The following is a 14,020-nucleotide window of genomic DNA, read 5'->3' as shown; positions in this document are numbered from 1 at the left end:
CGGTGTTCATTCGCGCCAGCTGTGGCCGTGGCGCTCCGGCAGGGCGAGCGCGCTGGTCGGGCCCCAGGTGCCGGCCGGATAGGGCTTCGGTTCCTGCCCGCGCGCCGTCCAGCCGCCGAGGATCTGGTCCACCCAGCTCCACGCGGCCTCGATCTCGTCGCGGCGCACGAACAGCGTGCCCACGCCGGCCAGCGCGTCGCGGTAAAGGCGCTCGTAGGCGATGCGCTTGCGCTCGTGGGCGAAGGCGTCGTGCAGGTCGAGGTCGAGCGCCACCTGCGAGAGCTTGACGCCGCCGCGGTCGAGGCCCGGCGTCTTGCTCATCAGCATCATCGAGATGCGCTCTTCCGGCTGCAGGCGGATCAGCAGGGCATTCGGCTCCGGGGTGGCGCCTTCGCCATCGAAGATCGAATGCGGAACGGCGCGCATTTTCACGTAGATCTCGGTGGTGCGGCGCGGCAGGCGCTTGCCGGTGCGCAGGTAGAACGGCACGCCGCTCCAGCGCCAGTTGTCGATGTGGGCGCGGATGGCGACGAAGCTTTCGGTGCGGCTCCGGCGGCCGAGTTCGTCGGCATAGCCCGGCACCGCCTTGCCGTCGATCGCGCCGGCCGTGTACTGGCCCGCGACGGTGTGGGTGGCGACGTCGTCGCCCTCGATCGGGCGCAGCGAGCGCAGCACCTTCAGCTTCTCGTTGCGCACGGCGCCCGGGTCGAAGTGCGAGGGCGGCTCCATGGCGGTGAGCGTGAGCAGCTGCAGCAGGTGGTTCTGCACCATGTCGCGCATGGCGCCGGATTCGTCGTAGTAGCCGCCGCGGCCCTCGAGGCCCACGGTCTCGGCGACGGTGATCTGCACCTGTTCGACGAAGCGAGAGTTCCAGATCGGCTCGAACAGCGCGTTGCCGAAGCGCAGGGCCAGCAGGTTCTGCACGCCCTCCTTGCCGAGGTAGTGGTCGACGCGGAACACCTGCGCCTCGCGGAACACCTTCGCCACCGATTCGTTGATGGCGATCGAGCTGGCGAGGTCGTGGCCGATCGGCTTCTCGAGCATCACGCGCATGCGCGCATCGGCGACGCCGCCCGCAGCGAGGGCTTCGCAGATCGGCCCGTAGAACTTCGGCGCGGTGGACAGGTGCACGAGGGTGTCGCCGTCGCCCCGCAGGGCGGCGATGCGGGCCGCCAGGGCGGCGAGGGCGGCCGGGTCGTCCACCGAGGCGGCCTGGTAGTCGCAACGGCCGAGCAGGCGCTCGAGCGCGGCCTCGTTGCATTCGCCGGCGGCGATGGCCTTGCCGACCGACTCCGCCACGTTGGCGCGGAAGCCGGCGGCGTCCATCGCGCTGCGCGCGGTACCGAGGATGCGCAGGGCCTGCGGGAGCAGGCCGTCGCGCTCCAGCGCGTACAGCGAGGGCAGGAGCATGCGCTGGGCGAGGTCGCCGGTGGCGCCGAACAGCACGAAGAGCGAAGCGTCCTGGGTCATGGAGCACTCGATGGTGGCTTGACCTGCCAGCGTAATCCTTCGGCCCGAAACCCGCCCGCGAGGCCCCCGAGGCGCAAACGTATTCATCGGCGGCCGGGCGCCGTCGCTATACTCGCGGGCATGAAAACCATCCGCCGACTGCTGCCGATGCTTCTCGCCTGCGCCCTGCTCGCCGCCTGCGGCAACAAGGGTGATCTCGTGCGCCCCGAGCCTGCGGCGGCAACGCCCTCCAGCACCGGCGCTGCCGCGGGATGAGCATCCCGGCGCCGCCGCGCCGTCGCTTCAGCAAGATGCACGGCGCAGGCAACGATTTCGTCGTGTTCGACCTGCGCGACGGCGCACCGCCGCCGACGCCCGCCGAGGCCGCGCGGATGGCCGACCGCCATCGCGGCATCGGCTTCGACCAGTTGCTCACCATCGAACCGCCGGCGACGCCCGACGCGGTCGCCGACTACCGCATCTGGAATGCCGACGGCAGCGCCGCCGGGCAGTGCGGCAACGGTGCGCGCTGTGTCGCGGCCTGGCTGCGGCGCGACGGGACCGCCCGCGCAGCGCGCTTCGCCATGGGCAGCCCGGCCGGCCGCATCGAGGCCGAGGCGCTCGACGATGGCAGCTTCCGTCTGGCGATGTCGGTGCCGGTGTTCGCCCCGGCGCGCATCCCGCTGGTCGCGCCCACGGAAGCCGCGCGCTACGTCGCCGATGGCCCCTTCGGCGTGCTGGCCTTCGGCGCGGCCTCGATGGGCAATCCGCATGCCTTGATCGAGGTGGCTGCGAGTACCTCCGGCCCGGCGGGCAGCGCCCTGGCCGCCGTCGATGCCGCGGGCATCGGCGTCTGGTTGCAGCGCGGCGGCCGCTTCCCCGACAGCGTCAACGTCGGTTTCGCGGAAGTGCTCGCTCCCGGCCACATCGCGCTGCGCGTCTTCGAGCGCGGCGTGGGCGAGACCTTGGCCTGCGGCAGCGGCGCCTGCGCGGCGGTCGCCATCCTCGTTCGGCAGGGCCGCGTCGACCGCACGGTGCGCGTCGACCTGCCCGGCGGCACCTTGCACATCGACTGGCCGTCCGACGACGCGCCGGTTTCCATGCGCGGCCCGGCCGCGTTCGTCTTCGAAGGGGAGTGGTGGGATGAAGGAGCCGATGCCCATGGCTGAGGAACGCAACGCACGCAGCGAGGCCCATGAGGTGGCGCAGTGGCTGCGCCGGCACCCGCGCTTCCTCGAACAGTTCCCGGACCTTGCCGCCACGCTCGTGGTGCCCAAGGACGCCGGTGCGAGCGCGTCGCTGGCCGGGTACCAGCTCGAGGTGTTGCGCGAGAAGAACCGCGAGCTCACGCGGCGCTTGCACGAGCTCACCGGCAATGCCCAGGACAACGAGCGCCTCGCGGTGCGCACGCACCAGCTCACGCTGGCGCTGATGCGCGCCGGGAGCGCCGCCGACACGCTGCGGGCGATGGTGGCCGTTCTCGGCGAGGACTTCGCCGGGGATGCCGTGCGCATCACCGTGCTGGCGCCGGTGCCCGGCCTCGAGGAAGCGTCGTGGTGCCAGGCGGTGCTGGCTTCGGATCCCCGCATGGAGGCCTTCCGCGAAGCGATGGCCAGCGGCGAGCCGCTCTGCGGGCGCCTGCCGCCCGAACGCCACGCCCTGCTGTTCGGCGATGCCGCGGGCCGCGTGGCCTCCTGCGCCGTGCTGCCGGTGGCCGGCGTCGGCCTGGTGGCGGTGGGCAGCGTCGACCCGAACCGCTTCTTCCCCGGCATGGGCACCCTGTTCCTGCGGATGATGGCCGAGGCCCTGGCCACCGCGATGGGGCGTCCTTCGCCGCGATGAACCGGCCGGCGGACGACGGGCGCGAGGCCGGAGGGCAGGCCCTCGACGCCGCGCTCGCGCGTTTCCTCGACCACCTCGCCGTGGAGAAGCAAGCGTCGCCGCACACGCTCGACGCCTACCGTCGCGACCTCGCGGCGCTGCGAACATGGGCCGGCACGCAGGGCTTCGCCGAGTGGGGCGGGATCGACGGCCTCGCGCTGCGCGGATTCGTCGCCGACGAACACGCCCGCGGGCTGTCGCCGCCGAGCGTGCAGCGACGGCTTTCGGCCTGCCGCGCCCTGTTCCGCTGGCTGTTGAAGCACGGCGACATCGCCGCCGATCCGAGTGCCGGGCTGCGCGGGCCGAAGGCGCCCCGCAAGCTGCCGCAGGTGCTCGATGCCGACGAGATGGGCCAGCTCGTCGAAGTGCCGGACGACGCGCCGCTGGGCCTGCGCGACCGCGCGATGATGGAGTTGTTCTACTCGTCGGGTCTGCGCGTGTCGGAGCTCTGCAGCCTGCGCTGGGGTGATCTCGACCTCGCGGGCGGCGAAGTGCGCGTGCTCGGCAAGGGCCGCAAGACGCGCATCGTTCCAGTGGGCCGCCATGCGCGCGAGGCGCTGGCGGCCTGGGCGGCGAGCGAGGCCGCCTCCGCGTCGAACGCGTCGTCCGCCGTGGCCTCACCCGGCGCTCGGCCGGTTTTCCCCGGCCGCGACGGCGGGCCGATCACGCCACGCGCCGTGCAGAAGCGCGTGCGCGAGCTGGCCATGCGCCAAGGCGTGTGGAAGCGCGTGCACCCGCACCTGCTGCGGCACAGCTTCGCCAGCCACGTGCTGGAAAGCTCCGGCGACCTCCGCGGCGTGCAGGAGCTGCTGGGCCACGCCAACATCGCGACCACGCAGATCTACACCCACCTCGACTTCCAGCACCTCGCCAAGGTCTACGACGGCGCGCACCCGCGCGCGAAACGGAAACCCTGAAACGACGAAGGCCCGGATCGCTCCGGGCCTTCCTGTGCATCGTGGCGCGTCAGCGCGAGGCCGTTTCCGGCTGCGCCACCCACGACGGCAGCTGGCGCGACCATGCCGAGAACGCACGGTCGGCGTCCTGCCAGACGCCGATGCGCGGCGTGCCGTCGCTGAAGCTGCCGACGTAGCGGTCCTTGAGCACGGCGATGTCGCTGCCGTCGCGCGAGAGGCGCACATCGACGGCGGCGCCACCGGCGTACACCGACTCGAAGCCCAGGCCAGGCTCGCGATGGTAGTCGGCCATCGTCGGGCGGCTGGCTTCCAGGCGCGTCAGCGTGGCTTCGATGACGAGGACGCCCGGGCCAGGCGCATCCACCACGGTGAAGTCCTTGGCGAACGCACGGCGCAGCGCGGCGGTGAGGTCGGCCGCTTTCGTTTCCGCGTCGCGCGCGGTCACCGGGCGCGGCTCGTCGCCGCGGGTGCCAACGCGGCGCGTGGCGGCCGGCAGTTCGAGCGCCACCGGTGCGATGTGGACGCTCTGCACGTTCGACAGCGCGGCGGGCTGCATCACCTGGGCCTGGTCGAAGGCCAGGGCGGGCATCGCGATCAGCGCGAGGGCGAGGAGAAGGGGCTTGCGCATGGCGGGTCTCCAGCTGTGGATGCCCCGAGCATAGTCCTCCCGGGCCTTCACCGACCTGAGCGAGGGCCTAATGTTCAGCGGAGGCTGATGTGCCTGAACCCCGCCAACCCGCGACGGCGACCCGCTAGGTCTGTTGAAATCGCAGCATGACGCCCCGCCCCACCGCCATCACCCTGCACCGCGCCTCGCGCGCCCTCGAGGTCGCCTTCGACGACGGTGCCAACGTCCGCCTTCCGGCCGAGTACCTGCGGGTGGAATCGCCCAGCGCCGAGGTGCAGGGGCACGCGCCGGAACAGAAGATCCTCGTCGCCGGAAAGCGCGAGGTCGGCATCGAGGCGGTCGAGCCGGTGGGCCACTACGCGGTGGCGCTGCGCTTCAACGATGGCCACGGGACCGGTCTGTACACCTGGGCTTACCTCCACCAATTGGGCCGCGAGCACCCCACGCGTTGGGCGGCTTACGAGGCGGCGCTCGCGGCGGCCGGCCTGTCGCGCGACGCCGGTTGAGCGCCCGGCACGGCAGCACGCCAAGACGGGGTCGCGGAACGCGCCATCGCGACGGCACCGGTGGGATAATCCGCCGCATGAGCACTGAATCCCGCCCCGAGGGCACGACCCACTTCGGCTTCCGCGACGTGCCCACCGCCGAGAAGGCCGGCCTGGTGCGCGAGGTGTTTTCGTCGGTGGCCGGCAAGTACGACCTGATGAACGACCTGATGAGCCTCGGCGTGCATCGGGTGTGGAAGCGCTATTTCGTGGCCACCTCCGGCGTGGCGAAGGGCGACCGCGTGCTCGATCTCGCCGGCGGCACGGGCGACATCGCCGCCCTGCTGCACGAGCGCGTGGGTGAATCCGGCGAGGTCGTCGTTGGCGACATCAACGCCGCGATGCTCGGCGTCGGCCGCGACCGCCTCACCGACCGCGGCCTCGTTCGCGGCCTGCGCTGGGTGCAGCTGAACGCCGAAGCCCTGCCTTTCCCGGATGCGAGCTTCGACCTCGTCACCATCGCGTTTGGATTGCGCAATGTCACCGACAAGGCGAAGGCGCTGCGCGAGATGCACCGCGTGCTGAAGCTCGGCGGCCGCGCCCTGGTGCTGGAGTTCTCGGAAGTGAAGCCGGAGTGGTTCAAGCCGGTGTACGACTTCCACAGCTTCAAGGTGCTGCCGCGTCTGGGCCAGCTGTTCGCGAACGATTCGGCGAGCTACCAGTACCTCGCCGAGAGCATCCGCAAGCACCCGCCGCAGGACGAGCTCAAGGCGATGATGGCCGAGGCCGGTTTCGAGCGCTGCGACTACCGCAACCTCAGCGCCGGCATTTGCGCGATCCATTCCGGCTATCGGGTGTGACCCGCGCGGCGATGCGCCGCCTCCCGGTGGGTCTCGCCGCGCTGTTGGCCGCGGGCACCCCCGTGGCCACTGCCGTGGCCACCGAGGGCCTTCGCGACGACGAGCGCGTGCGGTTCCATGACGGCCTCGCCCATCCGACAGCGGACGGTCGTTGGCGGTTCTGCGTCGACGCCTGGGTGTTCGAGGTTGAGCGGCGCCCGGGCGCCGCCGCGTTGCTGGCCGCCGCGCTGGGGGTGGATCGCGATGCCCTGTCCAGCGACGACCGCGCCCGTTTCGACACTCGTTCGCGCCTGTTCCTCACCGATGACGAGCGCGGCAAGCGCCTGGTGGTGCGCGTGCAGGGCGTGTCGGACGCGTTGCCGTTGCCCGCCAGCGATGCGGAGGGCCGGATCCGTCACTGCGTCGACCTGGCCACGGCGCCGCCACCGGGGCGGTGGTGGCGCTTCGAGCGCATCGCCGACGACGCCATCCGCCGTGCGGCCCCTGAGGTACCGCCGCTCCGCGCGCTGGTGCTGCCCGCGGAGGGCCTCTCCGTCGTCTCGGATATCGACGACACGATCAAGGACACTCGCGTGCTCGATCGCCACGCGATGCTGATGAACACCTTTGTTCGCCCCTTCAAGCCAGTCGGGGGCATGGCGGCGGCCTACCGGGCCATCGACGCAAGGACGGATGCCTCCGGCGGTGAAAACGGCACGCGCTTCCACTACCTGTCTGGCAGCCCCCATCCGCTGTACCCGGTCCTGGCCGGCTTTCTTCGCGACGCGGCCTTTCCCGAGGGAAGCTTGCACCTGCGCGAGGTGGAGGTGCTGGAGGACCTGTTCGGTGAGACCGGCACGTTCTCGCACAAGCGCGCGGTCCTGGACGCGCTGCTGGCCGCCGCGCCGGCGCGTCGATTCGTGCTCGTCGGCGATTCCGGCGAGCGCGATCCCGAGATCTACGGCGCCACGGCGCGGGCGTGGCCAGGACGCGTGGCGGCGATCCGAATCCGCGACGTCACCGGCGAATCGCGCGATGCGGCGCGTTACGCCGAAGCGTTCCGCGATCTTCCCGCCGGGCTGTGGGGGGTGTTCCGCGACGCCGAGGCCTTGCAGGCCGACGCCGGCTGGCGCGTGGCGGTCGGCGCCCTCGACGCCCGGTAAGGGCCCTCGCTGCGCATTGAGTAAACTCCAGCCATTCCCCGGATGGCCCTGCCCGCATGCGCTTGATCCTCGCCTTCGCCCTCGCTCTCTTCGCGTCGGTCGCCCAGTCGGCCGACCGAGCCCGTGACGAGCACAGCGCCGCCGAGCCCACCGTCGTGCGCATCAGCGCCATGGCGCTCGATCTCCGCGTGGACTTCGCTCAGCGCACGCTGGCCGGCGACGTGACCCACACGCTGGCCTGGGCCGACGCCACGACGACCGGCCCCGCCAAGCTGGTGCTCGATACCCGCGATCTCGCCATCGAGCGCGTGCAGGCCCGCAAGGGCGACGGCCGCTGGCAGCGCGTCGAGTTCAGCCTCGCCGAGCGCGACGCGATCTTCGGCAGCACGCTCACCATCGCCCTGCCTTCGCGGATGGACGCGGTGCGCATCCGCTACCGCACGTCGCCCGAGGCTTCGGGCCTGCAGTGGATGACCCCGGCGATGACCGCGGGCGGCAAGCAGCCGCTGCTCTTCAGCCAGTCGCAGGCCATCCATGCGCGCAGCTGGGTGCCGCTGCAGGACACCCCGGGCGTGCGCTTCACCTACACCGCGCGCATCCGCACCGCGCCGGGCCTGATGGCGCTGATGAGCGCCGACAACGACCCTGCTGCGCGCGCCGACGGCGACTATCGCTTCACGATGGCGCAGCCGATCCCCAGCTACCTGCTGGCGATCGCGGTGGGCGATTTCCGCTTCAAGGCGATCTCGGAGCGTGCCGGCGTGTGGGCCGAGGCGCCGGTGCTCGAGCGCGCCGCCGCCGAGTTCAGCGACACGGAGAAGATGATCGCCGCCACCGAGACGCTGTACGGCCCCTACCGCTGGGAGCGCTACGACCTGCTGATCCTGCCGGCCAGCTTTCCGTTCGGTGGCATGGAGAACCCGCGCCTCTCCTTCATCACGCCGACGGTGATCACCGGCGACAAATCGCTGGTTTCGCTGATCGCGCACGAGCTGGCGCACTCGTGGTCGGGCAACCTCGTCACCAACGCCAGCTGGAAGGACATGTGGCTCAACGAGGGCTTCACCAGCTACGTCGAGAACCGCATCGTCGAAGCCGTCTACGGCCGAGAGCAGGCCGACATGGAGGACGTGGTGAGCCAGACCGGCCTGCGCGCGGAACTGGCCTCGCTGCCGCCAGCCCAGCAGGTGCTGGCGCTGCCGCCGTCGCCGGGCCGCGACCCGGATGAAGCACTGACGGATGTCGCCTACATCAAGGGCCAGTGGTTCCTGTCCTTCCTCGAACAGCGCTTCGGCCGCGAGGCCTTCGACCCCTTCCTGCGGACGTGGTTCGACGAACACGCGTTCAAGAGCGTGACCACCGATGACTTCCTCGCCTTCCTGCGTCGCGAGCTGATCGCGAAGAACCCGGGCAAGCTCACCGAGGCCGAGCTGGCCGCGTGGATCGCCGGTCCCGGCCTGCCGGAGACCGCCGTGGCGGCCACGTCGCCGCGCCTCGCTGCCGTCGACGTCGCGCGCGACGACTGGCTGAAGCGCCGCGTCGCGGTCGCCGAGCTCGACACCTCGAAGTGGATCACGCAGGAGTGGGTGCACTTCCTTGAGGGCCTGCCGGAGGACATCGCCGCCGAGCGCCTGCTGGAGCTGGACGGCGCCTTCCGCTTCACCGGCACCACCAACGGCGAGATCGCGCAGCGCTGGTACCCCATCACCGTGCGCGCCGGCTATTTCGAAGCGCGTCCGGCGCTGGCGCAGTTCCTGCGCAAGGTCGGCCGTCGCAAGCTGATCATGCCGAGCTACGTGGCCCTCGCCGAGACGCCGGATGGCCTCGCCTTCGCGAGCCAGGTGCTGCAGCAGGCCAGCGCGGGCTACCACCCGATCACCCGCGGCGCCGTGCAGGCCGTGCTCGACGCGGCGGCGAAGTAAGCCGCGATGCCCGCCGCGCGCGTGCCGACCGTGTCGTCCGGTGCGCCGCGTGGTCTGCGGCGCCGCACGATCCTCCTCGCGGCGCTGGCTTTCGACGTCCTGATCGTCATCGGCCTGCTCGCGTGGCGGCCGGAGTGGGCGCTGCAGGGCTGGTTCGCCGCGCAGCGCCTCCAGGCCGGTGCGGAGGTGCGCAGCGTCGAGGTCGACGGCCAGCGCATCGTGCAGCTCGAGGCTGGGCCGGCTGACGCGCCGCTGGTCGTGCTGCTGCACGGCTTCACCGGGGCGAAGGAGAACTGGCTGCCGCTGATGGCCGAGCTCTCGGCCACGCATCGCGTCATCGCACCGGACCTGCCGGGCTGGGGCGAGAGCCAGCGCGAGCCCGGCGCCGATTACGGCGTGGTGGCGCAATCCGAGCGCATCGCCGCGTGGCTCGGCACGCTGCCGCGCACGCCTGAGCTGCTGGCCGGGCATTCGATGGGCGGCCACATCACCGGCCTCGTCGCCGCCCGCCATCCCGAGCGCGTGCGGCGCATCGCCCTGCTGTCGGCGGCGGGCGTGCCCTTCGCGCCGAACGAGTTCGGCCGCGCCGTACTCGAGGGCGGACACCCCTTCGCCGTCGAGGACCGCGCATCGCTCGACCGCTACCTCGGCCTCGTGTTCACCGACCCGCCCTTCGTGCCGTGGCCGGCGGACCGCGCCCTCATCGCGCGGCGCATCGCCGACAACGCGTTCGAGCGGGACGTCCTCGCGCGCCTGCGCGGCGACGAAGCCTTCGCGGTGCAGCCGCTGCTGGGTGACATCCGTGCGCCCGCGCTCTTGCTGTGGTGCGACGACGACCGCGTGATCGACCCGAGCTCGGCGGCGCTCTATGCGGCGGGCCTGCGCGAGTCGCGCACGGTGATGCTGCCCGGCTGCGGCCACATGCCGATGATGGCCGCTGTGTCCGAGGTGGCCGATGCGCTGCGCTCGCAGGCCAAGGTGACGCTGCCCGCGCCGTCCGTGGAGTAGGCTCGGCAGGCGTTTCCAGCCTGGGAGTCCGCCGATGCGCGCCACAAGCCTGTTGTCCGCTGCACTGATGCTCGTCGGGGCGCTCGCGCCCGTCGGGTCCGCCGCTGCCGAAACCGTGCCCAAGTACACGGCCGCGCAGTTCTTCGACACCACCAGTTTCCGCGTGGCCGATGCAGGCGGGCTGGCGTTCTCGCCGGACGGCCGCTCGGTATTGATCAGTTCCGACGCCACGGGCGTCTTCAACGCCTACGCGCTGCCGGTGGCCGGGGGCGCTCCGGTACCGCTGACCACGTCGACCACCGATGCGGTGTTCGCCGCCAGCTACCTGCCGGACGGCCGCGTGCTGGTGCAGGGCGACAAGGGTGGTAACGAGCTCACGCACGTCTACCTGCGCGAGGCTGACGGCTCGCTCCGCGACCTCACGCCCGGCGACAAGCTCAAGGCCGGCTTTGCGGGCCTGAGCCCGGACGGCAAGACCCTGTGGGTCACCTCGAACGCCCGTGACCCGCAGGCCTTCGACGTGCTCGGCTACGACACCCGCACCTTCGAGAGCCGCATCCTGTTCCAGAATCCCGGCGGTTTCATGCCCGCCGGGGTCTCGACCGATGGCCGCTGGGTGGCGCTGGAGAAACCCAACACCTCGGCGGACTCCGACGTCTATCTCGTCGATCTGACAGGCGACGGTAAGCCCACGCTGATCACCCCGGGCGAGGGCGCGGTGTCGACCAGCGTCTATGGCTTCACGCCGGACGCGAAGACGCTGGTGTTCGCCACTAATGCGCACGGCGAGTTCAACCAGGCTTGGACGCATGACCTCGCTTCGGGCGAGCAGACGCCGCTGATCGAGGCGGATTGGGACGTGATGTTCGTTTCGTGGTCGCCCAGCGGCCGCTACCGGGTTTCGGCCGTCAATGCCGATGCCAGCACCGCGCTGACGATCCTCGACACCCGCGACGGCCAGCCGCTTCGCTTCGAGGGCCTTCCCGACGGCGACATCGGGGCGGTGCGCTTCTCGCCGGACGAGGCGCGCGTGGCGTTCACCGTGGCCTCCGACACGTCGCCGTCCGATGTCTTCGTTGCCGATCTGGCCGACCGCAAGGTGCGTCGTCTCACCACCGCGCTCAATCCGGCCATCGACGAATCGCACCTCGTCGAGGCGACGATCATTCGCTACAAGGCCGAAGGGGGCGTTGAGATTCCGTCGGTGCTTTACCGCCCGAAAGGCGCCTCGGCCGCGAACCCGGTGCCGGCGGTCGTGCTGGTGCACGGCGGTCCCGGCGGGCAGACGCGCCGCGGCTACAGCGCGATGGTCCAGCACCTCGTCAACCACGGTTATGCCGTGCTCGGCGCCAACAACCGCGGCTCCTCGGGCTACGGCAAGACCTTCTTCCACATGGACGACCGCAAGCACGGCGAAGCCGATCTGCGCGACATCGTGGCCGGCGGCGACTGGCTGCGTGCGCAGGACTGGGTGGCCGACGACGAAGTGGCGGTGATGGGCGGCTCCTACGGCGGCTACATCACGGCCGCGGCGCTCACCTTCCATCCGGAGGCCTTCGAGGCCGGCATCAACATCTTCGGCGTCACCAACTGGGTGCGCACGCTCGAATCCATCCCGGCGTGGTGGGGCGCGCAGCGGCAGGCGCTCTACGACGAGATGGGCGATCCGGCCACCGACGCCGAGCGCCACCGCCGCATCTCGCCGCTGTTCCATGCGAAGAACATCGTGCGGCCGATGCTGGTGGTGCAGGGTGCCAACGACCCGCGCGTGCTGCAGGTGGAATCGGACGAGCTGGTGGCCGCGGCGCGGGCCAACAACGTGCCCGTGGAGTACGTGCTGTTCCCCGACGAGGGCCATGGGTTCCTGCGCCGCGAAAACCGCATCACTGCGCAGGAGTCTTATCTGAAGTTCCTCGACACCCACGTGCGAAAGGCCGACTGAACCCGCGCCGGCGGCGTTCCCGCCGGTCATGGGCTGGAACGGAAACGGGCGCCTCGCGGCGCCCGTTTTTCATTCCGATGGCCCGAGGATCGGGACCGCCGAACGATTACTGCCCGCGTTGGTCGGTCTTGCGGAAGGCGTTGCCCTCCACGTAGTTCGGCCATTCGCGGTTGCCGCCCAAGGTGCGGCCCACGTCGTAAAGCAGCTTCAGGTCCTGCATGGTGCCGCGCAGGTCCCAGCTGGCATCGTAGTTGTCGCCGACCTTGTGGTAGCGCACCGCCGTGTAGTCCGTCATCCACGCGAGGCCGTACTCGCGGCCCTTCTCGCGGTGGTCGACGCCGCCCTTGGCGTACAGCGCCGGCACGCCGGCCTTGGCGAAGTTGAAGTGGTCGGAGCGGAAGAAGTAGCCGTTCTGCGGCTCGCTCTCCTCCATCAGCACTCGGTCCTGCGCTTCGGCGAAGGGGCGGGCGACGTCGTCGAGCGTCGAGTTGCCAAGACCGATCACCACCAGCTCCTTCGAGGGGCCGATGACGCTCATCGCGTCGAGGTTGATGACGGCGACGGTCTTCTCCAGCGGGATGGCCGGGTGCGCGGCGTAGTACTTCGAGCCGAGCAGGCCGGATTCCTCCAGCGTGACGAACAGGAAGACCATGCTGCGTTCCGGTGCCGGGCGCTGCACCGTGAAGGCCTCGGCGATCTCCAGCACGCCGGCCACGCCGGTGGCGTTGTCGATGGCGCCGTTGAAGATGCGATCACCCACGCCCGAGAAGTTGCGGCCGAGGTGGTCCCAGTGCGCGGTGTAGACGATGGCCTCGTCCGGATGCGTGGTGCCCGGCAGCATGGCGATCACGTTCTGCGAGGTCGCGCTGCGCGAGCTGCTCTTCAGCGACAGCGAGAACGTGGCCTTCAACGGCACGGCCTTGAAGCCGGGCTGGTTGGCGGCCGTGCGCATCGCCTCGAAGTCGAGGCCGGCGTCGGCGAACAGCGTGGTCGCGGTGGCGGCGTTGATCCAGCCCTGCGCGGGCAGGCGCGGTTCCGGGTCTTCGCTGGGCGGCAGGTCGAACTGCGGGCCGCCCCAGCTGTTCTGCACCACTTCCCACGGGTAGGCCGCGCCGGCGTCGTCATGGATGATCAGCGCCGCGGCGGCGCCCTGGCGGGCCGCTTCCTCGAACTTGTAGGTCCAGCGCCCGTAGTAGGTCATGCGCTTGCCGCCGAACAGCTCGGTGCTGCCGACGTGGAAGCCCGGGTCGTTGATCAGCATCACGACCGTCTTGCCCTTGACGTCGAGGCCGTCGTAGTCGTTCCAGCCGGCTTCCGGCGCGTTCACGCCGTAGCCGACGAACACGAGCTCGCTGCCGTCGATGCTCACTTCCGGCTGGCCGGTGCGCGTGCCGACCACCACTTCGGGCCCGATCGTCGGGGCCAGCGTCTGCTTCGCCGTGGTGAGCGTGAAGGTGCTGGTCTTGTCGTCGGCCTTGGTCTCGGTCATTGGGACGTCCTGCGTCCACGAACCGTTGTTGCCGGGCTGGAGGCCGAGGCGCTGCAGCTGGGCGATCAGGTACTCGACGGTCTTGGTCTCGCCGATGCCGCCGGGCGAGCGGCCGGCGAAGTCATCGCCGGAGAGGGTGCGCACGTGGGCGCTGAAATCCTCGGCCGAGATCTCGGGCCCGAAGCTGTGTTGGGCCGTCGCGGTGGCGGCAGCCGGCGGCACCGGCGTGGCGCAGGCGGCCGCGCTGGTGAGGAGGGCGACGCCCGCCATCAGGGTGGATCGCATCACGGGGACACT

Annotated in this window: 13 protein-coding genes; 10 read left to right on the top strand and 3 right to left on the bottom strand. The window is 71.0% G+C overall.

Features of this window, described 5'->3' with window-relative positions; translation table 11 throughout:
* Positions 1 to 6: 6 nt before the first annotated feature.
* Positions 7 to 1,470 (bottom strand): glucose-6-phosphate dehydrogenase, encoded by a 1,464-nt coding sequence (gene zwf, locus O9280_RS01795; RefSeq protein ID WP_298338042.1) that lies wholly within the window; start codon positions 1,468 to 1,470, stop codon positions 7 to 9.
* Between the two features lie 120 nt (positions 1,471 to 1,590).
* Between zwf and O9280_RS01790 the strand changes: the two genes are divergently transcribed.
* Genes O9280_RS01790 through xerC form a run of 4 tightly spaced genes read left to right on the top strand, consistent with a single transcriptional unit; the run spans position 1,591 to position 4,247 of the window.
* On the top strand, positions 1,591 to 1,725 hold the full coding sequence (locus O9280_RS01790; protein WP_297876444.1) for a lipoprotein: 135 nt from the start codon (positions 1,591 to 1,593) through the stop codon (positions 1,723 to 1,725).
* A complete protein-coding gene (gene dapF / locus O9280_RS01785) occupies positions 1,722 to 2,618 on the top strand; it encodes a diaminopimelate epimerase (RefSeq protein WP_298338040.1) in 897 nt (298 codons plus the stop codon). The genes O9280_RS01790 and dapF overlap by 4 nt, the downstream gene beginning before the upstream one ends.
* Positions 2,611 to 3,291, top strand: a complete 681-nt coding sequence (locus tag O9280_RS01780; protein ID WP_298338038.1) for a DUF484 family protein — start codon at positions 2,611 to 2,613, stop codon at positions 3,289 to 3,291. Before dapF ends, O9280_RS01780 begins: the two co-directional genes overlap by 8 nt.
* The gene (xerC, locus tag O9280_RS01775; protein ID WP_298338036.1) at positions 3,288 to 4,247 is read left to right on the top strand and encodes a tyrosine recombinase XerC; all 960 of its coding nucleotides are present in this window, start codon (positions 3,288 to 3,290) and stop codon (positions 4,245 to 4,247) included. The genes O9280_RS01780 and xerC overlap by 4 nt, the downstream gene beginning before the upstream one ends.
* Before the next feature lie 49 nt (positions 4,248 to 4,296).
* Here xerC and O9280_RS01770 read toward each other — a convergent pair whose 3' ends face one another.
* Positions 4,297 to 4,875: a DUF3313 family protein gene (locus O9280_RS01770; protein ID WP_298338033.1), complete on the bottom strand. Its 579-nt coding sequence runs from the start codon at positions 4,873 to 4,875 to the stop codon at positions 4,297 to 4,299.
* 146 nt (positions 4,876 to 5,021) lie between these two features.
* On the opposite strand from O9280_RS01770, the gene O9280_RS01765 reads away from it, so the two are divergent.
* The 6 genes from O9280_RS01765 (at position 5,022) to O9280_RS01740 (ending at position 12,234) form a co-directional block, all read left to right on the top strand.
* Positions 5,022 to 5,381 (top strand): DUF971 domain-containing protein, encoded by a 360-nt coding sequence (locus O9280_RS01765; protein ID WP_298338031.1) that lies wholly within the window; start codon positions 5,022 to 5,024, stop codon positions 5,379 to 5,381.
* 77 nt (positions 5,382 to 5,458) lie between these two features.
* Positions 5,459 to 6,220, top strand: coding sequence for a bifunctional demethylmenaquinone methyltransferase/2-methoxy-6-polyprenyl-1,4-benzoquinol methylase UbiE (gene ubiE, locus O9280_RS01760; protein WP_298338029.1), 762 nt, complete (start codon positions 5,459 to 5,461; stop codon positions 6,218 to 6,220).
* A gap of 11 nt (positions 6,221 to 6,231) precedes the next feature.
* On the top strand, positions 6,232 to 7,362 hold the full coding sequence (locus O9280_RS01755) for a phosphatase domain-containing protein (RefSeq protein ID WP_298338026.1): 1,131 nt from the start codon (positions 6,232 to 6,234) through the stop codon (positions 7,360 to 7,362).
* Between the two features lie 56 nt (positions 7,363 to 7,418).
* Positions 7,419 to 9,284 (top strand): M1 family metallopeptidase, encoded by a 1,866-nt coding sequence (locus tag O9280_RS01750; protein ID WP_298338024.1) that lies wholly within the window; start codon positions 7,419 to 7,421, stop codon positions 9,282 to 9,284.
* Between the two features lie 6 nt (positions 9,285 to 9,290).
* The gene (locus O9280_RS01745) at positions 9,291 to 10,292 is read left to right on the top strand and encodes an alpha/beta fold hydrolase (RefSeq protein WP_298338022.1); all 1,002 of its coding nucleotides are present in this window, start codon (positions 9,291 to 9,293) and stop codon (positions 10,290 to 10,292) included.
* A gap of 34 nt (positions 10,293 to 10,326) precedes the next feature.
* Positions 10,327 to 12,234 carry a S9 family peptidase gene (locus O9280_RS01740; protein WP_298338020.1) on the top strand — a complete coding sequence of 636 codons (1,908 nt, stop codon included), beginning with the start codon at positions 10,327 to 10,329 and terminating at the stop codon, positions 12,232 to 12,234.
* Positions 12,235 to 12,340: 106 nt separating this feature from the next.
* On the opposite strand, the gene O9280_RS01735 is transcribed toward O9280_RS01740, so the two are convergent.
* Complete coding sequence (locus O9280_RS01735) at positions 12,341 to 14,008, bottom strand: M28 family metallopeptidase (protein ID WP_298338362.1); 1,668 nt, start codon at positions 14,006 to 14,008, stop codon at positions 12,341 to 12,343.
* Between the last annotated feature and the right edge of the window lie 12 nt (positions 14,009 to 14,020).

It is taken from the genome of Silanimonas sp. (assembly GCF_027531545.1).
GTDB lineage: Bacteria > Pseudomonadota > Gammaproteobacteria > Xanthomonadales > Xanthomonadaceae > Silanimonas.
Note: the sequence above shows the minus strand (reverse complement) of the source record. Positions and strands in the feature narration are given on the sequence as shown.

Coding starts and splice junctions, on each gene's coding strand:
- O9280_RS01780 (WP_298338038.1), top strand. CDS start 2,611: ATGGCTGAGGAACGCAACGCACGCAGCGAGGCCCATGAGGTGGCGCAG.
- O9280_RS01750 (WP_298338024.1), top strand. CDS start 7,419: ATGCGCTTGATCCTCGCCTTCGCCCTCGCTCTCTTCGCGTCGGTCGCC.
- O9280_RS01735 (WP_298338362.1), bottom strand. CDS start 14,008: ATGCGATCCACCCTGATGGCGGGCGTCGCCCTCCTCACCAGCGCGGCC.
- O9280_RS01755 (WP_298338026.1), top strand. CDS start 6,232: ATGCGCCGCCTCCCGGTGGGTCTCGCCGCGCTGTTGGCCGCGGGCACC.
- ubiE (WP_298338029.1), top strand. CDS start 5,459: ATGAGCACTGAATCCCGCCCCGAGGGCACGACCCACTTCGGCTTCCGC.
- O9280_RS01745 (WP_298338022.1), top strand. CDS start 9,291: ATGCCCGCCGCGCGCGTGCCGACCGTGTCGTCCGGTGCGCCGCGTGGT.
- dapF (WP_298338040.1), top strand. CDS start 1,722: ATGAGCATCCCGGCGCCGCCGCGCCGTCGCTTCAGCAAGATGCACGGC.
- O9280_RS01790 (WP_297876444.1), top strand. CDS start 1,591: ATGAAAACCATCCGCCGACTGCTGCCGATGCTTCTCGCCTGCGCCCTG.
- O9280_RS01765 (WP_298338031.1), top strand. CDS start 5,022: ATGACGCCCCGCCCCACCGCCATCACCCTGCACCGCGCCTCGCGCGCC.
- O9280_RS01740 (WP_298338020.1), top strand. CDS start 10,327: ATGCGCGCCACAAGCCTGTTGTCCGCTGCACTGATGCTCGTCGGGGCG.
- xerC (WP_298338036.1), top strand. CDS start 3,288: ATGAACCGGCCGGCGGACGACGGGCGCGAGGCCGGAGGGCAGGCCCTC.
- O9280_RS01770 (WP_298338033.1), bottom strand. CDS start 4,875: ATGCGCAAGCCCCTTCTCCTCGCCCTCGCGCTGATCGCGATGCCCGCC.
- zwf (WP_298338042.1), bottom strand. CDS start 1,470: ATGACCCAGGACGCTTCGCTCTTCGTGCTGTTCGGCGCCACCGGCGAC.